The sequence below is a fragment of the Halorientalis sp. IM1011 genome, assembly GCF_001989615.1.
In the GTDB taxonomy this organism is placed as follows: Archaea; Halobacteriota; Halobacteria; order Halobacteriales; family Haloarculaceae; genus Halorientalis.
The window spans coordinates 1109440-1133373 of the sequence record NZ_CP019067.1 but is presented as its reverse complement, the minus strand read 5'-3'; the positions used below and the strand labels follow the sequence as shown (position 1 = coordinate 1133373).

Sequence of the window (23934 nt, the reverse complement as noted above, 5' to 3'; positions counted from 1 at the left end):
GGGCACCCCTTCACCCAAAGTCGCAGGAATCGAGGTCAGTCATCTGCGGGCCGGGTCGCGCCGGGTTCGACGGCCGAACCGGGCTGGACGGACGCGCCCGGGAGCCGGAACCGATCCAGAAGGTCGGTCAGATCGGCCGCTTCGGCCGACAGGGACTCGGTCTGGTCGGCGACGGTCGAAACCGAGTCGGTCTGCTGTTGGGCGGCCGCGGCGACGGTGTCGGCCTCGGCGGCGGTCTCCTCGCTGATCGAGGCCACCTCGTCGACCATCTCGACGACCTCCTGTGTGGTCCCGGCCTGATCGTCGGTCGCCGTCGAAATCTCCGTGACGCTCGTGTGCAACTCGCCGACGACCTCGACGATGTCGTCGAAGTTCGACAGCGTACCCTCGACGGTCGCGATGCTGTCGGTCACCTGCTCGTTCATCTCGCGAGCGGTCGCGGCGGTCTCGTCGGCCTCGCGCTGGATCTCGGCGATGAGGTCAGACATCTCGTCGGCGGAGGTGCGGGCCTCGTCGGCCAGCGCTTTCACCTCGTCGGCGACGACGGCGAAGCCCTCGCTGTCCTGTCCGGCGCGGGCGGCCTCGATGGAGGCGTTCAGCGCGAGCAGATTCGTCTCCGCGGCGATCTCCTCGACGTCCGCGACGATCTCGTCGATCCGGCCGATCTTGGTCGCGAGGCCGGCCACGTCCTCGGCGGTGCGGTCGATGCGGTCCTCGACGGCGTCGAGTTCCTCGATGGCGTCGGCGGCGGCCTCCCGGCCCGAGCGCCCCCGTTCGGCGGCTTCTTCGGCGGTGTCTGCGACCTCGTCGGCCGAGGCTGCGATCTGCTGGACCGTCGCCGAGAGCGTGTTCATCTCGCTGGCGACCAGCTGGAGCCGGTCGCTCTGGGTGGCCGCCCCCTCCGAGATCTCCCCCGTCGAGCCGGCGATCTCGTCGCTGGCGCGGTCGATCTCGGCGACCGAGGACTGGAGGTCGTCGCTCGTCTCCGCAACCGTGCTGGCGAAGGCGGCCACGTCGCCGACGGTGTCGGCCAGCGTCCCCAGCAACTCGTTGTAGTTGTCGACGACGGACGCGTACTCGTCCTCGCTAGCGTCGTACTCGACCGTCGCGGTCAGGTCGCCCTCGCGGGCCCGCTCGGTCGCCTCGGCGAAGGCAGCCGCCATCTCCTCCAAGTTCGCCGAGCGTTCCTGAAGTTCGGCGGTCATCTCCTCCAGTTCCGTCGTGTAGCCTTCGAGTTCCGCGGCCATCGTCGACAGCGACTCGCCGAACTCGCCGGGGACGTCCTCCTCCAGCGCGGGCGCGTCGAACTCCTGGCGGGCCAGCGCGTCGGCCTGCCGAGAGACGGTCGTCAGGTACTCGCTCATGTCGGCGACGGCGTTGGTGAGTGACCCGACCTCGTCGGGCTGGTCGGATCTGGCGGCGGTCACGTCGAGGTCGCCGACCGCCACCGACGCGACCGTCGCTTCGAGGTCCTGGATCGGGTCGACCAGATCCTCGCGCGTGATGAGGAGAGTGTTCAGGAACGCGACGAGGGCCGCGACGACGAGCGTGCCGACCAGCGCGACGCGGACGAGCCCGGTGGCCAGAAACGGGACGACGGCCTGGGCCAGCGAGATAGCGAACTGGATCGCCACCGCCGCGACCACCTTCCGCTCGACCGACCCAGTCACGCCGAGTCGATCCATCGATCCCCACAGCAGGGCGCGATACCTGTCGAGAACGTTGCTCATGTCTCTCGAACACCGCCGGGAGCAGTTTAATGCCAGTCAAAATTCTCACTAACTGAAACCAGCTTTCGACCCGTATTCGACATCCGGCTCCCTTTTCGTCGGCCGGGGTTCACTACAGAATCAGATGTGGCTCTCGATCGTCCGCCGGCGGCGGTCGTCGGACGTTTGAAGGGTGGCGACGGCACAGAGGTGGTATGGAGAAGACGCCGACCGGGACCGGCGTCGGGGTCGACGACCCATACGCACACGTCGACCGGTGTGATCACCTCACCGACGCCGGGAAGTGTCGCTTCGCCGTCGAGCAGGGCGACCGCGATCCGGCCTTCGCCGACGCCCGCAGCGCCGAGGACTTCCAGTGTCCGGTCGCCGGCGACCTCGACGAAGAGGGGCTGACCGGGCCGTGGGAGTGGGCCGACTGTCCGCACTTCCGCTGTCGAGACCAGCGAGGCGCGAGCGCAGCGAGTGCCTCGGACGGAGCGAGCGGTGTAACCGCGAGCCGCGAGTGCGCTCGCTGCGGACTGCAAGCCCGACGGCTGGCCCACTCCGACGAGCGACCGCTGCTGGAGGAACACCACCTCTCCTATGCGGACGCGTCCGACGGCCGCGCCGAGGACGGCGACCCGAGCCACGAGATCACCGTCGTCCTCTGTCGCTGGTGTCACTCGAAGGTCCACGACTCGTGGGCGCGCATCGACGACGACGTGAATCCCGACGCGGAAGCCATCGCCGAGGCCGAGTCTCGGCGCGCCCGCGAGCAGGACGAGCTGGACTTCGCCTCGGCGGCCGAGCGGTTCGACCGCGAGGAGTGAGTTTCGGGCGACTTATCCGTCCCCTGAATCTGTGTTCTCCCAATGACGCGTATCGACGTGGTCGACAACCACGGCCAGTTCACCCACCTGGAACACCGCGCGCTCCGCGATCTGGGCGTGGACGTGGAACTGATCGACAACACTACCCCGCCCGAGGAGATCGACGCCGACGGGCTCGTCCTCTCGGGCGGCCCGGACATCGACGACATCGGCAACTGCCCGGACTACCTCGATCTGGACGTCCCGGTCTTCGGGATCTGCCTCGGGATGCAGCTCATCGCCGACGAGCTCGGCGGTCGGATCGGCGAAGGCGACTACGGCGGCTACGCCGACGTGACCGTCGAGATCACCGACGACACCGACCCGCTGATCGGGTCGCTCGCACCCGAAACGCGGGTGTGGGCCAGTCACGCCGACGAAGTCAAGGAGGTCCCCGACGGGTTCACCCGGACCGCCACCAGCGACGTCTGCGGCGTCGAGGCCATGAGCGACCGCGATCGAGACCTCTACGGCGTCCAGTGGCACCCGGAGGTCTCCCACACCGAGGAAGGCGAAGCGGTCTTCGAGAACTTCCTCTCGGTCTGTGAGTGAGCGGTCCCGGCGATCGCCGCGGCCGTTCCGATAGGGTCCTCGATCATCAAAGATGCATCAAGAACTATAGCCGAGGGGAATCGAACCGAAGACGATGACCCAGACGCAGGGCGATCTCGCCGGGCTGTCGCGGTTCATCTTTCGCGCGCCCAACTGGTATTCGAGCCTGACGTTCGCCCTCGTGATCGCCGCTATCACGGGCGTCGCCGTCTTCGACGGCCGGTACGTCCTCGGCGACGCGTGGGAAGGGATCTTCTTCGTCGGCCTGCCGACCGTCGCCGCGAGCGTGCTCACGCCGTACGTCGACGGCCGACTCGGCGGCCAGTTGACCCGTAATCGCGCCTCGCTGCTCGCGCTGACCTGCGAGCTCGTCACCATCACCGTGTTGATGGCTGCCGGCGTGCTGGTGGTGGCCTCACACCCCCTCCACGGTGTGATGCCGGCGACGCTCCTCACCGAGCCGCTCGGCCAGCAGTTCGTCTTCGACGCGCTCTTGCTGGCGCTGGCCTCCATCTTCGCGATCCGGCTGTTCGTGATCGTCGCCGTCTCCAGACACTCCCTGCCGGTCGCGGCGATCCCCGCCAGCATCCAGACCGTCGCGGCCGCCGTCTTGCTGTTCATCTACAGCGGGACGCTCCGGTTCCTGGAGGTCGGCGGGCCGTTCCTGAACTCCTATCTCTCGCGATCGGAGGCGGCACCGCCCGAACTGAACGTCGTCGGCCCGCAGGACTTCGTGGTGCTCGCCGCGGTGTGTCTCGTCTACACCGGCGGCGTCTGGCTGTTCCTCTGGGCGATCGACTCCCCGTGGCGACGCAGCCTCGACGTCTCAGTATTAGACTTCATCCGCGGGTTCATCGGCCACATCGCCGAGGGCACCCGCGAACTGGAGGACTTCTTCGAGGAGATCGGCGAGGAGGCGATGGTGCCCGTGACGGTACTGGTCTTCCGGACCGAGGACGGCGCGGAGAAAGCCCGCTTCGTCCTGCCGATGATCCACCCCGGGCCGATGGGCGAGATCGGCGGCGGTAACCTGCCCGAGCGGGTCGCTCACCGGGCCGAAGGGCTCGCCTTCCCGCCGCACGCGACCGCTGGCCACGACTTCAACCTCGTGACCGAACGCGAGGTCGACACCATCCTCGACGCCGCCGACGCCGCCGTCGGGGAGATCGAGTTTACCGACGAGGCGACCGTCTCCGTCCGGGCCAGCAAGGGGGACGCGAAACTCGTCGGACAGGCCTTCGGCGACGACGCGCTGGCCGTGGCGACCTACGCCCCGGAGTTCGCCGACGACGTGGAGTACGCGGTCGGCCTCTCGGCGGCCGCGGAGGCTCGGTCGGCCGGCCTCGACGACGTGATGCTCGTCGACGCCCACAACAGTAACAACGGGCTCGACGGGGCCGATCTGGGCCACGTCACGCCCGGCAGCGAGCGGTCGTTCGACATGATCACCGGCGCGGGCGAGGTCGGGAAGCGACTCCTCGACGCCGAGAGCGGCCAGCCGAGACTGGGCGTCGCCTGGGACGAGACGCCGTGGGATCCCGAAGACGGAATCGGCCCGCTCGGGATCAGAGTCTCCGTCCTCGAAGTCGGCGACCACCGCACCGCCTACGTCCTGATCGACGGGAACAACATGGAACCGGGCCTGCGCGGGCAACTCCTCGACGCCATCGACGGCGTCGACCACGCCGAGGTGATGACGACCGACACTCACATCGTCAACACCGTCGAGGCCGACAACCAGGTCGGTGCAGCCATCGACGACGAGAAACTCGTCGCTCTCGTGACGGAACTGGTCGAGCAGGCGACCGACGACCTCGAACCGGTCGAGGCAGGCATGGCCGAACAGCGCGCCAGGGTCACCGTCTTCGGCAACGACCGCACCGAGACGCTCGCCTCCCACGCCAACGCGATGATCTCCATGGGCGCAACCCTCGCCGCAGCCGTCATCGTCGCCGTCCTCGCCATCTCCGCCTTCCTGTTCGCCATCGCGTAGTTACCGAATCTGATAACCCGACGGGACGTTTTAAGCCGCGGCCGGTCCGAGCGTCGGGAAACGGCGGCGTCCGCCGGGAACCCGACGATGCACCCTCCAGAACCGGATCACGCGAGGCCCACGGCCAGCCGACCGTCGCGCTGGCTCCTCGGCGGTGTCCTCGCGTGCGTGTGCCTGCTCGCGGTCGCCGGCCCGGCCGCGGGAGCCACCGGACCGGGGACGGCCGTCGCGGCTCCCGTCGACGCCGAACTGTCGGCGGTCGCCCAGCAGGAGGACTGTTTCGGCCCGGACACGTTCGAGGGCGTGGCCGGCGATACGGTCGAGATATCGACCAGTTGCGGCGGCTACCTCCTCGTGGGCGGTGACAGGACGGTCGATTCCCCCTCGAACCGAAACTTCCTCGACCTGCTCTACGTGCCCGGCGGGGGCACGACCTTCACCGTCAACACGCGACTGCTCGGCACTGACCGGTCGGCCTACTCCGGTGGTGTCGTGAGTTACGCCCAGAAGTACGGTCCCGACACCGCGCCAGAGGACACCTCGGAGTTCTCCGGATTCCGGTTCGTCGACGAGGACGGCGACGAAATCGCCGGGACGCTCGCCGAGTTCGAAGGCGAAGTCGGCATTACGCGACTCCCGCGACCAGTCCAGCCCGCCCGCTACCGGTTGCTGGCGGGCGCGAACGAGTCGCTCGTCCTCGGCGACGACGGCGTCCCCTACCTGGAGAACCCCCTCGACCGCTCGAACCTCAGACTGACGACGCCGAGTTTCGAGGGCGACCTCGAACGGAGCGTCGCGCCCAAGGGAGCGGCCGACGGGGAGTTCACGCCCGCGACCGACCGGAACCGGGTCGCGGTCGGCGACCGCGTGCGGATCAGCGGCTTCTCGACCGCCGGATTCCGCGGCACCCTCGCGACCATCGACGGCGACGGCCTCGACAAACTCCGGACGCTGCTCGACTACCCCGAAGGCGTCAACGTCACCGTCGAACACCTGAACCCCGGCGTGAACCAGGAGACCGAGCAGGTTACGTTCGACGAGGCGAACGCACAGGATCTGTTCGTCGACGTGTCCGACGACGAGGAGTCGTTCTCGATGGTCATCGACACCTCTGGGGGCACCTGGTTCGGGCAGCGATCGGCCCCCGGCGACCGGTTCAGGGTGACCTTCGAGTTCGAGGGCAGCGCAAACCGGGAGTACCGCTTCCCGTCCGGGAGCGGGTTGCCGGGTCCGTTCACCGCCCGCTCGGAGGTCGAGGACCGGAGCGAACAGTACCCCTACTTCGACAGCGACGAGACGACCGTCGAGTCGACGACGACGTTCACCGTCGTCGAGCCACGCATCGAGTACAGCCAGGATCAGCTGACCGACGACGGGGAGTTGATCGTCGGCGAGAACGGGCGGTACCGGCTCACTGGTACGACCACCTACGCGCCCGGGACAGACGTCGAGATCCAGCTCATCTCCCGTGACGGGCCGCCGCCGACCAAGATCACCATCGACGACGTGTCCATCGACGCCGACGGCACCTTCCGGACCCCGCCCGTCAGCTTCGCCGAACTCGACCCCCAGTACCCGGTGGAGGCCGAACTGTTCCTGCGCAACCGGCTGGTCGACCGTCGACCCGTCGTCATCGCCGCCGACCCCGACAACCCGGCGGAACTCCGGTTGCTCGACGCCACGCGGAACCTGACGATCACGGAGGGCGAGCGGCTGGGAGGGCTGTCCGCGACCGTCGGGAACGACGGCGTCGCCGACGGGACGGGCCGCGTCCTGCTCACCGTCGACGGCGATCGCTGGGGCAACCGCTCGGTCTCCGTCACCCCCGAACGGAACCGGTCGGTCGCCTTCGACGGCGCACGCCCCTCGCTGCCCCCGGGCGAGTACCCCTACACCGTCCGCCTCGCCGGGAGCGACCAGTCGCTGTCGGGATCACTCGTAATCGAACCCCGCGCGACCCCGGAGCCGACGGCCACCCCCGAGCCGGACACGGCACAGCCGCCGACCGCGACGCCCGAGGACACGCCCCAGTCACCGCCCACGGCGACGGCGACCGACACACCCGGGACGACGAATACCACGGCGGCGAACGGTTCCGCACCCAGCGAGGCCGAAAGCGGGTCACTGATCGGCGGGCTGGTGAGCTACGTCACGTCGGTGGCCCCATACACGCTTGGCTCGATGGTGTTCGTCGTCGTCGCGTACGTGGTCGCGCGTGCCGCGGTCGCCAGACGCGGCGGGAGCGACGCGTCCTGAAAAATTAGTCCTCGAACAGGTCGTCGACGGCGGACCGTGCCGCGAGGGCCGCGTCGTCGGCGATCCGTTCGGGATCGCGGGTGTCCGAAGGTGCGTTGAGGTAGACGTCCACTTCGAGTACCCCGTCCTCGAACGTGACGGTCACGTCGAGGTCGGTGACTTCGGACTGTTTGTAGCGGGAGAAGACGAGCCCCTCCGCGGCGTCGGCGGCCGTCTCCACGACGTCCTCGTCGGTGGGTTCGCCCATTCTACGCGCCGCCGGCACCGGGACCCATCGGGCCGCCACCGCCGCCCGCGCCGCCGAGCAGCTGCTGGAGCTCCTGCTGGAGTTCCTCGAACTGCTCCTGAACGCGCTCTTCCTGCTTTTCGAGCGTGTCGACGCGGACTTCGAGGCTCTCGACGGACTCCTCGAGGTCGTCTTTGGCTTCGCCGTATTCGGTCTTGACGAGCAGTTCGCCGACCTCGCGGTACATGGTGGTGTCCTCGTCCACGTCGTCGAGCTCTTCGAGCGCGGTCTGGGACTCGGTCAGCTGTGTCTCGGCCTGCTGTTTCTGGGCGGCGACCTGCTGGGCTGTCTCCTGCAGATCCTGTAGCTCCTCGATTTTCTCCTGTGCTTCCGGCGGCAGATTACCCTGCATACCCGGACCCTCGGCATCCGGAGTGAAAAACCCACGCATCTCACCACTCCAGCGCCGGCGTCGACGGTTCCGTCGGTCCCCGGGAGACGGCGTCAGCGAAGACCGGAGGGCGGCGGGGACCGGGCGGAAAAGCGGACCGACCGACCGCTCAGGATTCGGCCTGTGGCTCCTCGTCGACGGCCTCGACGTGTTCGGCCCACTTCTCGACTGTCGGCTGGCCCCAGTAGCGTGCGGTGTTGCTCCGCGGATCGTACTCGACGATACCTGCATCGTCGAGTTTCGGCAGGTGCCGATGGTGGAGGTTGATGGCGAGCCGGTCGCGTTCTTCCTCCGAGGCCTCGGACGCGAGCGCCTCGACCAGATCGGACAGCGTCGCGACTTCGACCGCTGACTGCCGGAGGAACAGACAGACACGACGGCGACAGTCGTTCGAGAGGAGGTCGAAGACGTCGTCGATGGAGGGCGTCACAACCGCGCGGTTCGTCCCGAGCGGGTTCGTCGAACTCGGGGACCTCACCGATCGGTCGGACTGATTGTCGTCTCTCATGGAGGCTTCACACAATGCTCGTACACCATCCCGCATGATATGCGTACCTAGCTGTCTAGGTCCGCCCGTCGTCGAAGTACGTCGAGAGCAGTTTCCGCTCGGCGTGTCGGAGGTGCTGGTGGAAAGTCGGCGAGGCGATACCCAGCGCGTCCGCGACTTCCTCGGCGGTGCTGTCGCGCGGCCAGTCGAAGTAGCCACCGAAGTACGCCGCCGACAGCGCCGAGCGCTGCCGGTCGGTGAGTTTGTCGTCGACGCCCTCACAGGGATCGGTCGACGACTCGGGCCAGCCGTCACCTTCGCGTTTGGCCGCGAGCGTGGCGTCGCCGAACCGCTCGTCGAGCCGTTCGGTCAGCTCCCGGATGTCGAATCCGCGAGGGGCGGCCGCCTCGACCGTCACCTCGCCGCCCTCGGCCTCGACCGCGGCGGGTTCGACGCCGGACTCGAACAGGACCGACGTTATCGACGGTTCGACCTGCGCCTCGAAGACGGCGTGGTCGTCGTTCTCCGTGACCAGTCGGAGTGACGCGGGAGTCGGGGTTTCCGGGTCGTCGGCCAGCGCCTGCACGTCCGCGGGCGGCGCGGTGACGGCGACGTAGTGGAGCCGGTCGCCACCGGATGATTTCGTCGAGCCGAGGAGGCGGCAGGTACAGTCCAGTTCCGTCGAGACGGTTCCGAAGAACGTGTCCGGTTCCTCCAGTTCGAGCGTCATCTCGACGGGCACGTCGGACTCGATGAGCTGGCGGTTCTGCGTGGCGGAGATCGCGAACCCGACCATCTCGCCCAGCACCTCGAAGGCCTTGATCTCGCGGTCGCTGAACGCTCCCGGCCGGTCGGCGTACACCACCAGCACACCGTGTGTCACCGTCCGGTGGGTGAAGGGGATGGCCGCGACCGACCGGAAGCCATGATCTAGCGCCGGTTCGCGGAACGACTCGAACAGCGGGTCCGACTCCACGTCGTGGACGACAGTCACCTCGCCGGAGCCGAAGGTCTCGGCGACGGGACCGGACCGCTCGTGCTCTGAATCGACTGGAATCTCGACGCGATCCAGGTATCCCTCTCCGTCGCCGGCCCGGGCTTTCGGTTCGACGAACGCCTCGCTCGGACGGCGCACACCCGTGAAGGCAAAGCGGTAGAGCGAGGAGCCACCCAGTCGCTCACAGACGGTCTCCTCGATCTCCTCGGCCGTCGCGGCCGTGGCGAGCGCGCCGATCGTCTCCTGGACGAGTTCGTTGATCCGGTTCAGCGTCTCCAGTTCGTCGCGCTGGGTCCGGAGTCGGCGCTCGCTCTCCTTGCGCTCCGTGATGTCGCGGACGACGCCGACGGTGCCCGCGAACTCGCCGTCGTCCAGTGGGAGCAACGAAAACCGGTTCTCGACTGGCGTCTCCTCGCCGTAGACCGATCGGAGCGTCCCCTCGACCGTTCCCACCGAGCGCTCGCCGGCGAGCATCTCCTCGCGGTGCTGTCTGGCCTTCGTGACGACGTTCTCGTCACCAAACATCCGTATGTCCATGCCGTCGACCTCCGCGGGATCGAACCCGAGTTTCTCCCGGGCCGCCCCGTTGACCATCCGCAGCTCGTGGTTCTCGTCGGTCATGTAGACGCCGTCGCTCATCGTCTCGACCAGCGTCTCGTAGCGCTGGAGTTCCTCCGTGCGCTCCCGTAACTCCTCCTCGCGGTCGGCCCGCCGGAACGCTGACTCCACGTCCGCCGCGAACAGCCGCCCGAGTTCGCGGTGTGTCTCGTCGAAGGCCGCCGGCTCGGTCGCCCCGATGTTGAGCATCCCGTACCCCTCGATGGGGAGCAGGAGCGCGCTCCGACCCGGTCCGTAGTCGTACTCGGTGTCGATGTCGCGCAAGTCGTCGACGACGACCGGCTCGCCGCGTTCGTAGGCCTCACCGACGACTCCCTCACCCACGTCGTAGGTCGGGAACGTCTCGTCGAACCGGTCGTCGTCGGTCTCGACCACGACGGATTCGAGCCGACCGTCGTCGGTCAACAGCCGGACGCTCGTCGTCGCGAACTGGAAGTGTCGCTGTGAGACGTCCGCGGCCGTCTCGGCGACTTCACAGTGAGTTTCGGCGGCCATCAGTTCCCGGGTGCCACGGTGGAGCTGTTCGAGCAGTTCCGCACGTTCCCTGCGGTCGCTGATGTCCCGGATCAGCCCCAGCGCAGCGAGGTCGCCTTCGAGCGGCATGAACCGGACTTCGATGGGGAACTCCTCGCCGTCGCCGTCGAGGGCAGTCCCCTGAATCGTCGCGACCGCCTTCTCGTCCCGTTCGGCCAGTTCCCGGCGGGCTCTGACTCCCTTCTGGGCCGTCTCCTCGGTGACGAACTCCGAGAGGTGTGCGCCCAGAATCGCGTCGGGATCGCGTCCGAACAGCTCTGCGAGCGTGTCGTTGGCCTCCTTCAGCCGCAGATCGTCACCCATGACGTAGACGGCGTCGCCCACCGTCTCGAGGATCGTCTCGTAGCGTTCGAGTTCGCGCTCGCGCTCGATGCGCTCGGTCACGTCCCGGATCAGGCCGATGGTCGAGTACTCACCGTCGTCGACCAGCCCGAACCGCCCCTCGACCGGAATTTGCCTCCCGTCCGGGCAGTGGAGGTCGAACTCCATGGTCGTGGGCACGTCTTCGCCAGCCTTGAGCGCGTCCGACCGCTTGCGGGCGATTTCGTTCGTCTCCGCGTCGAGGTATTCCGAGACGTGTCGTCCCAGCACGTCCTCGCGGTCGACACCGACCATCTCCAGCATCGCGTCGTTGACCTTCCGGACGTAGCGGTCGTCGTCGGCGACGTAGACCCCGTCGCCGATGGTCTCCAGGAGCGACTTGTACCGCCTGAGGTCCCGCTCGCGCTCCTTGCGGTCGCTGATATCGCGGACGAGGCCGATCGTCGCGTACCCCTCGTCGGAGAGCAACGAGAACCGCCCCTCGACGGGGAGGCGACTCCCATCTCTCCGGACGAGGTCGTACTCGATGGTCTCGACCGTCCGGTCTGCCTCTCGCATGGCGCTGGCCAGACGCCTGCTTCGGTCGACGGTCTCGGCGTCCATGAACTCGGAGAAGTGCATCCCCAGCATCTCCTCGCGGTCGTAGCCGGCCAGTTCGGTCATGGCGTCGTTGACTTTCGCGACCCGCAGGTCCTCGTCGAGGGCGTAGACGCCGTCGCCGAGCGTCTCCAGCAGCGACTTGTACTGCGAGAGGTCCCGCTCGCGTTCCCTCCGCTCTCTCACGTCCCGGGCCGTCCCGACGAGCGCCCACACCTCGCCGTCGTCGTACAGCGGTGCGGCGGTGAGTTCGTGTGGAATCTCACGCCCGTCCGCGGTTTCGAGGTGGACCTCGATCGTCGTCTCCTCGCCGTCGGCGACGCGATCGAGCGCGGCCGCCACCCGGTCGCGGTCGCGTTCTGCGATTACCGTCAGCGGATCGATCTCCGCGAGTTCGGCGTCGCTGTACCCCAGCACCTCGCGACACTGCGCGTTCCAGTCGACGAGCCGGCCCGAGCGGTCGAACACGTACAGCAGGTCCGTCAGCGTGTCCAGAATAGCGTCCGAGATGTCCTCGGGTTCGGGCCATTCGCCCCGATGGTCCGGATCGACCCACCAGTCCCCCTCGTGTCGCATCGCCCGACTCATCGGTGTCCCCCTCTGACGAACGTCGCCGACACCGCGGACGACGGATTCGCGAACATACCGGGGTCTAGACGAAGCGTCAAATAAGGGTATCGGCGATGTCAGTATCGGCCAGTCGCGACCGCGTCGGCCCGCTCGCCGACCGAGACCAGCGTCGACCAGGTGTTGATCCCGGCCCGGAGCGCGACCAGATCGTCGGCCGAGACGGTCACCGTCACGGTCTCCCCCTCGCGGTCGAGGGACGCCGTTGTCCGGTCACCGGCGATCTGTCCGACCTCGGGGCGGACGCTTCGCTCGACGATGCGGGCACGACGCTCGTCTTCGAAGGAGAACGAAAGAACGGCGTCGTGGGCGCGAGCCACGCTAGTTGACGTCGACTTCCTTCACGTCGCGGCTGCGCTCTTTCAACAGGACGCGGTGGCCGCAGTACGGACAGCGGACGCCGCCGTACTCGTCCAGTTCCACGTCGCGCTTACAGCGGGAACACTTGTAGCTCATTCGTCGTCGTCTTCGGCGAGTGCCGCGCGGATGGAGCGCGTCACCGTCTTGCCACCGGGGGTCTCCGGACGGTACGTGCCGCCGGCGAACTTGTAGCCGCAGTAGCCACACTCCCAGATGCCGGTGCCCTGGCGCTCGACGGCGTCTTTACCGCAGTCGGGGCACTCGTGGTCGTCGTTCATGTCGTCCTCGATGTCCGCGACGCGGCGGCGTGCGACGCGGCCGTAGCGAGCGCCGAACCGGCCGGCGCTCCCCGTCCGTGCCTTGTCTTTGGCCATAGTACCGTTCTATCGGTCCAGCCCGCTCATAAACCCTGCGTGTTCGAACGACCCACCGCGGCCAGAATCACTCCCGCAGTCCGGTTTCGGAGAGCGCATCGTTGAGGTCCGCACGGACCTGTTCGCCGAGTTCGCGGTCGCCGGCCGTGGTGACCACCCGATTTTCCTGCACGCTGGAACCGTCCCGGATCAACAGGCGGACGTTCCCGTTGGCGTCGGCCCGCGTGGCCTTCGCCCGGACGCCGCCCCGCGACCCCGACCCGCTGGCGTCGATGGGCCCCGGGATGATCTTCTTGACGTGGGGGTGACCCGCGACCGTCTCGATGGCCTGTTTCCCCGCCCGCTCACCGATCAGCGTGGTGTGAGAGCCGCCGAGGATGTCGGCCGTCGACGCCTCGACCACTTCGAGCGCCGGCCGCCCCTTCCGTTCGATCACGGCCGTCACGGGATCGTCGCCGGTCACGCGGTAGAACTCGTAGTGGACCTGCCCGCGGACCGCTCTCAGAACTGTGCGATCGCCCGTCGCGTACACTTCCTCGGGTCGCTTGCGCCTGATCTCGTCGGCGATCAGGCCGGCGAAGTTGCGCAACTCGATCACGTCGCTCTCCCCGTCGGGATCCTCCGGCGTGGTCGTGATCGTCCGCCGGCTGACGACCTCCTCGTCCAGCAGCGTCGTGACGGTCGCGCGGTCCCGCGAGAGATCGAGGACGACGGTGTCGGCGTTGCCCGTCCGACAGACCAGACAGTAATCGCCCGGCCGGTCGAGTTCGCTGGCACACTGCCGACACTCCATGTCACCGTGTCGGTGATTCGACCGGATAAGCGAGACGGTTCGGCGTGACAGTCGGCCGAAAAGCCCTTCGTCGTCGGGTTGGACAGTCGACAGGATGGTCCCGAAGCGCGTTCCCGCCCTCCTCCTCGCGGTCCTCGGGCTCGCCCTCATGTTCAACAGCGTCTGGCTCCTTCCCCAGGAAGGCGACACCCAGTACACGGTCGACCGGACGGAGATAACCGTCGAGAACGGCACGTTCGACTACCGCAACGACGCCGACGGTCCCGGTCACGAGTTCAACGATCTCGTCCCGGTCGCCTGTGACGGCCGGACCGGCGACCGCCTGTGCGCCTTCGACCAGCACCTCGTGACAGACGGCCCGGTGACGGTCGCCGGCGACCCACTCTACGGGTCGGATCAGGAGTTCGTCCAGCTCGACGGTGGCTACTACCGCCGGACGGTCGAGGACACCGAGAACGGCACCGTCTACGACGTGGAGCGGGTCGCGCCCCGCGCACTGCTGGACGAGGTCGCCGTGAACGTCTCCAGCGTCTCGCCGGCGGATGCACGGGATCGGGCGCTCCCGGTTCGCGTGGCCGTCACCGGCGACACCGGGACCACGACCGAGTTCCCCGATGGCGATCGGATCGGACAGGTCTACCTTAGGAACGGGACCTTCTACACCGTCGTCGTGGTGGACGAGGGGGCCGTCGACACACCGCTGTTCGAGGAGTGGATGCACGACGCGCTCGGCATCGCGGGACTGCTGCTGGTCGTCGTCGGGGTGGTCGTCGCCGTCGGCGACCGCCGACCGGAACTGTGACCCCGGCTCACCCCAGTTCCGCCGGGTCGACCTTCAGGTACTCCCGGAGCAGGACCGTCGCGTAACTCCCCTTGGGGAGCGAGAAGGCGAAAGATAGGGGGTCGCGCTCGATATCTAGCTCCGTCCGAACCAGCACCGCCCGCCGGGTCCCCGTCGAGTGGAACTCCCCGGGCAGGTCGAAGTCCGCGGGTTCGATCCCCACCTCGTCCAGCACCTCGCGTTCGATCTCGCCGGGCTCGCCGTCCCCCAGTTCAGTCTCGGTGCCGACCAGCGGCGCGGTGACGAACGCCCGCCCGCGCTCGCAGTGGCGGGTCACGGTGTCGACCCGGTCCTCGTCGACGCGCTGGAGGCGGTCGGTATCGGGCACGGCGAGGTCGGCCGGCGCGTCGCTGTCGGTGAAACAGACCACGTCGCCGGCGACTGGCCGGTCGAAGGGCAGGCCGCGGGCCAGCCGCTCCGAGAGAACCTCGTTGAACACGTACGACTGGGCGGCGTTGACCACGAGTTGCTGGAGATTGCTCGGCATCGTCTCCAGCGCCGCCCGGAAGTCTTCGGGTTCGCTCGCGTCCCGTTCCACCAGTTCGTGCAGCATAGCCCGTTCGTAGTTCAGATAACCCGGTAGCGCGTCCAGTGCCGCCTGCCAGTCCCGCGAGCCGGCTGCGACTTCCTCGACGCGTGCGCGGGCCGTCTGGGTCTCCTCGGGTTCCCGCTCGGAAGGCCTACCTACGTAGGCAAGAACTGCGTCCTCCCAGTTTTCGCGGACCACTTCGAGGCCGACTTCGTGGGTGATCGGCCGATGGCTCCCGAAGCGCTGCTGGCCGAAGTAGTTGGGCACGCCGACGGTGACGGGGCCGTCCGTGTCGCCGTCACCGGCCGGGTCGTCACCCGCGAACGCCCGGAGGTCGGCGGTGATCGCGTCGACCGTCTCCGGACGCTCGGGCTCCCGGACGGTGACCTCGAAGGCGTTGCCCGCAAGATCGCCGAAGAAGATGGGGCGACCGGTCCGTCCGAGGACCTCGATGTCGGCGTCGGAGAGGTCGACGGCGGCGACGGCCTCGGGGTCGGCGTCCGCGACGGAGAACAGTTGGGTCGTGACGGCGTGTTTGTCCTTCGTGCCGGCCCAGGAGATCCGCTCGCGGCTGGATTCGAGGGCGTTCGAGAGGGCGCTCGCGAAGTCGTTGGTGTCCCAGCCGGAAAGCGTCGCGCGCAGGAGGACGTGTGGGTACGCGCCGGGGTCGGCGTCGACCGGTTCGGGGTCGAACGCCTCGATCTCGGTGACCCGGAAGTCTTCGGGCCGGTCGCGCAGGCGGCCCCCGACGCCGGCGGCGTCGCTCGCGTAGTACTCCATCCCGACGGCGCGTTCGACGGGTTCGGCCTCGCGCATCAGCGGCTCACCCGGAACTCGGTGGTCATTGCTCCGGGGTTGGTCTGCGTCCGACAAAAGGGTGGAGATCCGCGGCGGAATCTTCGAACTCGCTCACATCTTCGCTTCGTCCCGATCGAGGTAGGTCAGCGCCTCCTCGTCGGGGACCTGCTCGAAGCTCCGGTAGTACTGGCCCACCGCGCGGAAGTCCGGTGGCGTGTCCAGACAGATCACCCGGTCGGCCTCGGCTCCCAGTTCCGCGACGGTGTCTGACGGCCCGACCGGGACGGCGAAGATCAGCGGGTCGGCCCCGGCCTCCCGGACCTGTCGCAGGCACGCCCGCGCGGTCGACCCGGTCGCGACGCCGTCGTCGACCACGGCCACCGCCTGTCCGTCGAGATCGCCGAGTCGTTTCCCCTGTCGGTACGTCGCCGCCTTCTGCCGTGCGGCGACGGTCTGTTCTTGCCACTCATCGCGGACGTACGCGCCGCTCACGCCGAGTCGGTCGATGGCGTCCTCGTTGTACCAGGTGCTCCCGTCGCTGGCGACGGCTCCGATGGCGAACTCGGGGTTGCGCGGCGCGCCGAGTTTCTTCGCCACCACCACGTCCAGCGGGACGTCGAGCGCGTCCGCGACCGCGCGCCCGAGCGGCAGGCCGCCCCGCGGAATCGCCAGCACGAGATCGACCGAGACGTCCTCGCTCGCGAGTCGCTCGGCGAGGCGCTCGCCCGCGTCACTCCTGTCGGCGAACATCGAGTCGACAGACGAAATCGAGCCGCAAAGGTCTCCGTGCCAACTGTCTGTGGATCCTTGCGAGAGAGTTCCGACCTACCACGGCGCGCCGAGAGCGCCCAGCTCGATGACGCTAGACGAGCTCCACGGCGAGTCCGTCGACCTGAGTGAAATCGCCGTCGTTCGTCACGACTGGCTCGTTGTACTGGAGTCCTGTCGCGGCGACGATGGCGTCGCCGGGGCCGAGTTCGGGTTTCTCGTCACTGGTCACATGTTGTCCCTCCAGCGCGCCGGCCTGCCGCGCGATTTTCCCGTCGATCTCCACGACCGGCTTGTTCGCCACGAGTGCCTCGTACTTCCGGGCATTCTCGAACGATCTGGAGCCCGCGCCGACTCCGACGTAGAGTTCCTGAACCACGAGCGTCGGGACGCGAAGCGGCACGTCCGCCGACTCGAGTTCGGCCGCTTTCTCTATCGCGCTCTGACTCTGGTTGTCGAGTTCGATCAGGAATTCGGTGTCGAGGATCATCCCTCGTCCTCGACGTCCATGCGCTCCAGTCGGTCCCGCGTGTCCCCTATCCCCTGGTTCTCGGACTGGGCCAGTGCATCACGGTGAGTCTCCGCGTCCACGACCGGCGCACCGTCCGCGAAATCGAGCAGCGTCCACTCGCTCGTCAGCCGTTCGATCGCCTCGCTGAACGTCTCGTCGCTCCGTTTCCGACTCTTGATACGCTCGTACACGTCGTCGTCGAGGCGGACCTGATGGCTCATGCTAATACGTCGTTGACAGCGAAAGTTAGGCGTTTCCCCACTCAGAACAGCGAGAGTTCGCCCGTCACGCGGTCGATGGCATCCTCCGGACCCGGCCCGACCGCCAGCGCGGTGACGGTCCCGGGTTCGAGCTGTGTGTGCCCGGCGTCACGGACGACAGCGTGGGGCAGTCCCTCGCGTTCGGCCGCGTCGGCCAGCTCGAACAGTTGCTGTTCGCTCTCGCCTTTCAGCACGACCTTCTTCTGGCCGCCGCCTTTCCACTCGCGGCGGGTCCCGTCCGGTGTGTCCTCGTACGCGGAGAGGGAGGCGTGGGCCACCTGTGCGGCGAGTTTGCCCTGCCCCATCCCCACGTCGGCGCGCGCGACGATTGCCTGTTTCATACCTCGGGGGAGCGGGTCGGTGACAATAGGTCTGACCGTTGGCCGTCGGAGGAAGCCGGATATTTTTAGACGGGTGGTCCCGCTGGTAGGAGTATGATCCTCTCGGACGCGGACATCCTCGACCGGCTCGCCGAGGGCGACCTCGTGATCGAGCCGCTGGAGGACGTCGACCTTCAGGTCCAGCCCGCCAGCGTCGACCTGCGGCTGGGTCGGGAGTTCCTGGAGTTTCAGCACGCCAACATCCCCTGTATCCACCCCAACAGCGAGCAGGAGGTCGCCGAGTACGTCGACGAGACCCACGTCGACGAGGGCGAGGAGTTCATCCTCCACCCCGGCGACTTCGTTCTCGGGACGACCGTCGAGCGCGTCGAGATCCCGGCGGACCTGATCGCCCACGTCGAAGGACGATCCTCGCTGGGTCGGCTGGCGATCGTCGTGCACGCCACCGCCGGCCTGTGCGATCCGGGGTATCAGGGCCAGATCACGCTCGAACTGTCGAATCTGGGAACTGCGCCCGTCGCGCTGACACCGGGGATGCGTATCTCGCAGTTGACCTTCACCGAGTTGAAGACGCCCGCGGACCGCCCGTACGGCGAGGAGCGCGGCTCGAAGTATCAGGACCAGGCGGGGCCCCAAGCGTCGAAGATTCAGGGAGATCACGAGTTCGGAGGCGATCAAGTGTGACGCGACGGACTTCGGTCCGTCGCGTCGAACTCTATCGCCGAGAACGAGCAGAGTGAGGAGGGGATCAAGTGTGACGCGACGGACTTCGGTCCGCTGCGTCGAACCCTATCGCCGAGAACGAGTAGCGTGAGGAGGCGATCAGACCGTCGAGCTACGGCACCCGGCGCGCCAGACCGAGTGCAGCCAGCACGAGCGCGACGAGGGCCACCAGTACCGAGAAGCCGGGGCCGCTGGCGTCCGTTGTGGTGCTCGGCTGATCGTCGGTCACCGTCTCGGACTCGGATGTCTGACTCGAACGAGTGTTCCGGTCCGGGGTGGACGTCGTCGCGGGGCCGGACGGCTCGTGGGTGTCGACAGGGACGGTGACCGTGACCGTACCGGCGGCCACGTCGTCGACCGCGAGCGCGTAGGCCCCGATCTCTGCGAACTCGACGGGGACGGTCACGGTCCGCTGCCCGTCGGCAGGGACTGTCACGGTCTCGTTCGCGACCAGCGTCCCGTTGGCGGTGACGTTCAGCCGCTGCGTCGCGGTCACCGGGCCGTCGTTTGCCAGCGCGGCTGTCACGCCGATCGGTTCGGCCCGGGCAGCGGTCGATCGGTTCACCGTGACGTTGGTCACCGAGAGATCGGCGGCCGCCGGCGTCGCGACGGCGAACACCGAGAACCCCGGACTCTCGGACGCGAACCGATGGGTCCCGTTCTCGGTCCCGCGGTGGGCCGTCGCGAGCTCCGTCCACGACCCGTTCGTCCGGCGGAGCAGGGCGACCGCGCCCGGGCCGGTGCTCCGTTCTGCGAGCGTCGCCGCGTCGACACCGAACCGGAACGTCGCGCCCGAGACGTTCGCGTCGGCGATGGAGTGGTCGACGGTCAGGAAGCCGAGCGCACCGGCCGGTGACGGAACGTTCGCAGGCGCAGTCGTGGCGGCGCTGACTGCCACCTCGTAGTCCGAGTCGGCGGCGGTCACGGACAGCCGATCCAGACTGAGACGGGCGTTCGCGGTGGTGACGCCGACGGGGAGCGAGACGGTCTCGCCCTCGTCGGCCCGCCGGACGGACGCCTCCGCGCTGGTCCCGCCGGTCGGAAGGACCGTCACGTCGGCTCCGGGGGCGGGCGAGGAACCACCAGACGAACTACCCCCGGTGCCACCGCCACCATCACCGCCGCTGGTGCCCCCGCCGCCACTACCTCCGCCGCCGCCACTACCTCCGCCGCCGCTCGACCCCCCGCCGCCACCGCCTCGGCGGTCGGCCGGGTCGACCGAGACCGTGGCGGACTGGCCGCTGGCCCCGTCGTGCCCGGTCTCGTCGGTCGCGGATTCGAGGGTCGCGGTGACCTCGCCGCCGGTCCCGACCGACCTGACCGCGCGGTAGGTGTAGGGCGGCGTCGATCCACTCCGGGTGAACGCGTCGGCCGAGAGCGTGGCGGTCGTCGCGCCGTCGAGGCCCACCCGGAGCGTCCCGAGCGGCTCGGAAGCGCGGACCGTCACCACGATCCGCTGGTCGGTGCGTGTCGCCAGCGAGAACTCTCCAACCTCCGGCGGGGAGTCGACGACGACGGGCTCGGTCGTCGCCCGGCCCTCGTTGCCGGCCCCGTCGGTGGCGGTCACCGCGACGGTCGCCTCGCCGTCCGGGACCCAGCGCTGGCTCGCGACCGGGACGGTCGCGTTGACGGTTCCGTCACCGTCCCCGTCGGTCAGCGCGACCGTCCCCGCACCGAGCGCGGACGCGTCGGCGCGTGCCCCGGCGACGCCCGTCGTGGCGTCGGTCGCGGTCGCGGTGATCTCGACTCGATCCCCGACCTCGACGCCGCCGTCGCCGTCGGGCAGGTCCCGCAGGCCGACCGTCAGGGCGGGCGGGGTCGTATCGAGCTTGACCGGGTCCGTCGCGGCGCGGACCTCGTTGCCGGCCGCGTCCGTCGCCGTGACCTCGACGGTCCGCTCGCCGTCCCCCGCCGCTTCGTCCCCGTCGACGGCGATGCTCGCGTCGTAGGTCCCGTCTCCGTCGTCGTCGGTCAGGGTGATCGTCCCGGCTCCGAGAGCCGAGGCGTCGGCACTGACGGCTCCCACGCCCGTCGTCGCGTCCGAAACGGTCGCGCTCACGACGGGCGTGTCGCCGTCGCGGACGGCAGCACCCGTCGCGGCCGCGAGCGTGGCGTTCGACACCACCGGGGCGGTCGTGTCGATCACGGCCGTGTCCGACTGCCCGCTCGCGCCGTTCTGGTCCGCGTCGTCGACCGCCCCGTCCAGCGTGGCGGAGTAGGTCCCGTCGAGGCCCGCGTTCCACGTGGCGACGTAACGGCCGTCCGTCGCCGAGAAGTCCGTCTCGGTCAGCGTCGCGCTTGCAGGGCCGTCGACGCTGGCCGTGATCGCGTCCAGTTCCTCCGAGGCGTCGAACCCGACCGCGATCCGCTGGCCGGTCGGGTTCCGGACGGTCAGGTTGGCGATCCGGGGCGGCGTATCCAGCCCGAGCGCGCCGGTATCGACCGCGCGACGGTTGCCGGCCTCGTCGGTCGCCACGATCTCGACCGCGTAGTCGCCGTCCCTCGTCGCGTTGGTGCCGTCGACGGCAACGGTCGCCTCGTAGGTCCCCTCCTGGTCACCGTCGGTCAGTCGGACCCGGCCTGCGCCGAAGGCCGACGCGTCGGCCGTGACTTCCGCGACGCCTGCGGTCGCGTCCGACACGTTCGCGACGAGTTCGAGGTCGTCACCCTCGCCAACGGTCCCGTCGCCGTCCGTCCCGTCCGCGAGCGTCGCCCCGGACAGGTCGGGCGCGGTCGTGTCGATCACGACCTGCTCGGACTGGCCGGTCGCGCCGTCCTTGCCCGCGTCGTCGACAGCCGCGTCGAGCGTCGCCGTGTACCTCCCGTCGAGGCTGGCGTTCCACGTGGCCACGTAGCGGCCGTCCGTCGCCGAGAAGTTCGCCGCCGTCAGCGTCACGGACGCTGGGCCGTCGACGGTGGCCGTGATCGCGTCCAGTTCCTCCGAGGCGTCGAAAGCGAACTCCAGGATTGGGCCCGCGAGGTTCCGGACCGAGAGGTTCCGGATGGCGGGCGGGGTGTCCAGCGCGAGCCTCCCGGTGCGTTCCGATCGGTCGTTGCCGGCCCCGTCGGTCGCCACGACCTCGACCGCGTACTCGCCGTCCGTCGCGGCGTCGGTGCCCTCGACGGCAACTGTCGCGTCGTAGGTGCCGTCGCCGTCCCCGTCGGTGAGCGCGACCGTGCCCGCGCCGAAGGCCGAGGCGTCGGCCGCGACCCCGGCGACGCCCGCGTCGTCGTCCGCGACCGATGCGGCCAGCGTGAGTTCGTCGCCGTCACCGACGACGCCGTCGGCGTCCGTCGCGTCCGCAATTTTCACCCCGGTCGCCGTCGGCGGGGTCGTGTCCACCTGCACCGTCCCCGTCGCGTCGACGTCGGTGTTGCCCGCCGCGTCGGTCGCGGTGACCGTCACCGCCCGCTCGCCGCTGGTGGCGTTCGCCCCGACCGTGACGGTCCCGTCGTAGGTCTCGTCCCCGTCGCCGTCGGTCAGTGCGACGGGTCCACCGCCGAGGGTGGAGGCGTTCGCTCGGACCCGGTCGACGGCGAGATCGTCGGTCGCCGTCGCGGTCACCCGTACCTCGTCGCCGACGCCGAGCCAGCCGTCGGTCCGCGGCGTGAGCGTCGCGTTCCCGACGGTGGGGGCGACCCGCTCCACCGCGGCGACCGCGCCGGTGGCGTTTACCAGCCCCCAGCCGGTCGTCACGGTGGGTTCGCCGTCGCGGACGGTCGTCGTGGTTCGGCGCAGGACCGTCCGAACCGCGGCTGGCGAGAGGCTGGCGTTCGCATCCAGCGCGAGCGTCGCGACCCCGGCGGCGTGGGGTGCGGCCGCCGACGTGCCGTAGAAACAACAGCCCGTGTCGGTGCTGACACCGTCCGGCGCGACCACGTCGGGCTTCAGCCGCCCGTCGATTGTCGGCCCCCGGGAGGAGTAATCCGCCAGTTCACCGGAGTCGTAGTTGACCGCGCCCACCGAGATCACGTCGGGACTGGCCGCGGGGATGAGCAGGCTCCGCCGGGCGTCGCTCGGATCGAAACCCGCCCGGCCGAACGTGAACGCGTCGAACTCGGCGTCTCTCGACCCGGAGCGGTGGACGATCCGGAGCCGCGGGTCCGCGTCACTTGCGTCGACGGTGACCCGCTCCCACGGGCCGAACGTGGCCCCGTCCTGCGTATTGGTCGAGCGGTCCAGCACGGTTCCGTCCCCGTCGACCAACAGGACGTCGTAGTCCTCGTCCCGGGTTACCCAGTCGTCCCAGCTGACGAATACGTCCGCGGACCCGCTGCTCGGCGGATCGACCGCGACGGCCCCTCCTCCGTCCACGTCCAGCACGTCGTCGCCGTCCGGGTCCCGCCATGAGCCGTTCCAGTGGCGGCCGTTGGCGTAATTGCCCGCGGAGGTGACCCAGACCCCGCCGTCGGCGACGAACTCGCCGATCTTCCGGTCGATGTCGTCGGTGCCGTCGAGCGGGCCCGCGGTGTTGGGCCACGCCAGCGACATCGAGACCACGTTGGCGACCGTCTCGGTCCGGAGCCAGTCGACCGCGCGCTTCAGATCCGTCGTGGTGCGGATCCGGACCAGCACCACGTCGGCCCCGGGTGCGGTCCGGGCGGCCAGTTCTGCCGTCTTGGTCCCGTGTGAGCCCGCACCGCCCTCGATGCCGTTGCCCGAGAAGTCCCGCGTGGCGACGACCTGATCCCCGAAGGCCGGGTTGTCGAGGTCGTACCCACTCGTGTCGATGATCGCGACGGTCGCGTTCGCGCCCTCGTATCCGAGGTCGTGGACGCGCTCGGCCCGCATCGCGGGTAGCCCCTCGACGCTCGTCGGCTCGATGGGAATCGGGGGTCGGATCACCCGGACCGCCGACGTATTCGCGACCTGGGTCAGTGCCCGCGCGGGGAGTCGGACCTGCAGTTCGTCCTCGTAGCGGGAATCCAGGTGGCCGCCCGCGGCGCGCACGGCCGCCGCAGCCGAGCCGGCGCTGTCAGGCTGTGCCACGACCGTCGCGTCGACGAACTGGTCGCCGCCCTCGCCGCGTCCAGCGGAGTCGGACCCGTTCGCGGGCGACTCGCGTCCGGCACCGAGCAAATCGTCGTGAATACGGGAGTGCCCCGACGAGGTCAGGGACTCGTTGGCGGCCGCGGTCTCGTTGCCGTCCGTAGCAAGCGGTCCCGCGGTCGGTGCGGCGGCCGCCGTACCGGCCACGAGACTCACGAACAGTACGACACCGACTGCGATCGACCACCGGTTTGTTGCGACCATCTCTTCGGAACCGTGTCCGGTGTTCCACAGCTCCCCCAGTTATTGTTTTCTACTCTACTATTTTTGAGATATATAATATCTCTTGGTATTCATTTACTTGCCAGTTTGTTAAAGACAGGCTCTAGAAGCTATTAGAAGGTTGTCT

Annotated in this window: 21 protein-coding genes; 6 read left to right on the top strand and 15 right to left on the bottom strand. The window is 68.8% G+C overall.

Going from position 1 to position 23934, the window contains the following annotated elements; genetic code table 11:
* Positions 1-35: 35 nt before the first annotated feature.
* Entirely contained in the window at positions 36-1730 is a 1695-nt protein-coding gene (locus tag BV210_RS05720) for a methyl-accepting chemotaxis protein (RefSeq protein ID WP_077205707.1), read from the bottom strand.
* A 194-nt stretch (positions 1731-1924) separates the two neighbouring features.
* Between BV210_RS05720 and BV210_RS05715 the strand changes: the two genes are divergently transcribed.
* The 4 genes from BV210_RS05715 to BV210_RS05700 all read left to right on the top strand — a co-directional run bounded on the left by BV210_RS05715 (position 1925) and on the right by BV210_RS05700 (position 7379).
* Positions 1925-2539 carry a hypothetical protein gene (locus BV210_RS05715; protein ID WP_077205706.1) on the top strand — a complete coding sequence of 205 codons (615 nt, stop codon included), beginning with the start codon at positions 1925-1927 and terminating at the stop codon, positions 2537-2539.
* 42 nt (positions 2540-2581) lie between these two features.
* Positions 2582-3130 (top strand): GMP synthase subunit A, encoded by a 549-nt coding sequence (locus BV210_RS05710; protein WP_077205705.1) that lies wholly within the window; start codon positions 2582-2584, stop codon positions 3128-3130.
* Positions 3131-3224: 94 nt separating this feature from the next.
* The gene (locus BV210_RS05705) at positions 3225-5123 is read left to right on the top strand and encodes a DUF2070 family protein (RefSeq protein WP_077205704.1); all 1899 of its coding nucleotides are present in this window, start codon (positions 3225-3227) and stop codon (positions 5121-5123) included.
* Positions 5124-5210: 87 nt separating this feature from the next.
* Complete coding sequence (locus tag BV210_RS05700; protein ID WP_157525866.1) at positions 5211-7379, top strand: hypothetical protein; 2169 nt, start codon at positions 5211-5213, stop codon at positions 7377-7379.
* A gap of 4 nt (positions 7380-7383) precedes the next feature.
* Here the strand turns inward: BV210_RS05700 and BV210_RS05695 are convergent, their stop codons facing one another.
* From BV210_RS05695 to BV210_RS05660, 8 genes are all read right to left on the bottom strand, one after another.
* Positions 7384-7626: a DUF3194 domain-containing protein gene (locus BV210_RS05695; protein ID WP_077205702.1), complete on the bottom strand. Its 243-nt coding sequence runs from the start codon at positions 7624-7626 to the stop codon at positions 7384-7386.
* A 1-nt stretch (position 7627) separates the two neighbouring features.
* On the bottom strand, positions 7628-8017 hold the full coding sequence (locus tag BV210_RS05690) for a prefoldin subunit beta (RefSeq protein WP_077205701.1): 390 nt from the start codon (positions 8015-8017) through the stop codon (positions 7628-7630).
* Positions 8018-8165: 148 nt separating this feature from the next.
* A complete protein-coding gene (locus BV210_RS05685; protein WP_216640643.1) occupies positions 8166-8564 on the bottom strand; it encodes a hypothetical protein in 399 nt (132 codons plus the stop codon).
* 55 nt (positions 8565-8619) lie between these two features.
* Positions 8620-12186, bottom strand: a complete 3567-nt coding sequence (locus tag BV210_RS05680) for a PAS domain S-box protein (RefSeq protein WP_077205700.1) — start codon at positions 12184-12186, stop codon at positions 8620-8622.
* A 110-nt stretch (positions 12187-12296) separates the two neighbouring features.
* Positions 12297-12557 carry a KEOPS complex subunit Pcc1 gene (locus tag BV210_RS05675; RefSeq protein ID WP_077205699.1) on the bottom strand — a complete coding sequence of 87 codons (261 nt, stop codon included), beginning with the start codon at positions 12555-12557 and terminating at the stop codon, positions 12297-12299.
* A gap of 1 nt (position 12558) precedes the next feature.
* Positions 12559-12693, bottom strand: coding sequence for a DNA-directed RNA polymerase subunit P (locus BV210_RS05670; RefSeq protein ID WP_077205698.1), 135 nt, complete (start codon positions 12691-12693; stop codon positions 12559-12561).
* The gene (locus BV210_RS05665; RefSeq protein ID WP_077205697.1) at positions 12690-12971 is read right to left on the bottom strand and encodes a 50S ribosomal protein L37ae; all 282 of its coding nucleotides are present in this window, start codon (positions 12969-12971) and stop codon (positions 12690-12692) included. The genes BV210_RS05670 and BV210_RS05665 overlap by 4 nt, the downstream gene beginning before the upstream one ends.
* 67 nt (positions 12972-13038) lie before the next feature.
* On the bottom strand, positions 13039-13764 hold the full coding sequence (locus BV210_RS05660) for a DUF2103 domain-containing protein (RefSeq protein ID WP_077205696.1): 726 nt from the start codon (positions 13762-13764) through the stop codon (positions 13039-13041).
* A gap of 94 nt (positions 13765-13858) precedes the next feature.
* Here BV210_RS05660 and BV210_RS05655 point away from each other — a divergent pair, with 94 nt between their 5' ends.
* Complete coding sequence (locus tag BV210_RS05655; RefSeq protein ID WP_077205695.1) at positions 13859-14566, top strand: hypothetical protein; 708 nt, start codon at positions 13859-13861, stop codon at positions 14564-14566.
* A gap of 7 nt (positions 14567-14573) precedes the next feature.
* On the opposite strand, the gene truD is transcribed toward BV210_RS05655, so the two are convergent.
* The 5 genes from truD to pth2 form a co-directional block, all read right to left on the bottom strand.
* Positions 14574-15950: a tRNA pseudouridine(13) synthase TruD gene (gene truD / locus BV210_RS05650; RefSeq protein ID WP_077205694.1), complete on the bottom strand. Its 1377-nt coding sequence runs from the start codon at positions 15948-15950 to the stop codon at positions 14574-14576.
* Between the two features lie 93 nt (positions 15951-16043).
* Positions 16044-16682, bottom strand: a complete 639-nt coding sequence (locus BV210_RS05645; protein WP_077205693.1) for a phosphoribosyltransferase — start codon at positions 16680-16682, stop codon at positions 16044-16046.
* 112 nt (positions 16683-16794) lie between these two features.
* Complete coding sequence (locus BV210_RS05640) at positions 16795-17190, bottom strand: PIN domain-containing protein (protein ID WP_077205692.1); 396 nt, start codon at positions 17188-17190, stop codon at positions 16795-16797.
* On the bottom strand, positions 17187-17432 hold the full coding sequence (locus BV210_RS05635) for an antitoxin VapB family protein (protein WP_077205691.1): 246 nt from the start codon (positions 17430-17432) through the stop codon (positions 17187-17189). The genes BV210_RS05640 and BV210_RS05635 overlap by 4 nt, the downstream gene beginning before the upstream one ends.
* A 41-nt stretch (positions 17433-17473) precedes the next feature.
* The gene (pth2, locus tag BV210_RS05630; RefSeq protein WP_077205690.1) at positions 17474-17812 is read right to left on the bottom strand and encodes a peptidyl-tRNA hydrolase Pth2; all 339 of its coding nucleotides are present in this window, start codon (positions 17810-17812) and stop codon (positions 17474-17476) included.
* 93 nt (positions 17813-17905) lie between these two features.
* Between pth2 and dcd the strand changes: the two genes are divergently transcribed.
* On the top strand, positions 17906-18496 hold the full coding sequence (gene dcd / locus BV210_RS05625; RefSeq protein ID WP_077205689.1) for a dCTP deaminase: 591 nt from the start codon (positions 17906-17908) through the stop codon (positions 18494-18496).
* 151 nt (positions 18497-18647) lie between these two features.
* Here dcd and BV210_RS05620 read toward each other — a convergent pair whose 3' ends face one another.
* Complete coding sequence (locus BV210_RS05620) at positions 18648-23789, bottom strand: S8 family serine peptidase (protein ID WP_077205688.1); 5142 nt, start codon at positions 23787-23789, stop codon at positions 18648-18650.
* Between the last annotated feature and the right edge of the window lie 145 nt (positions 23790-23934).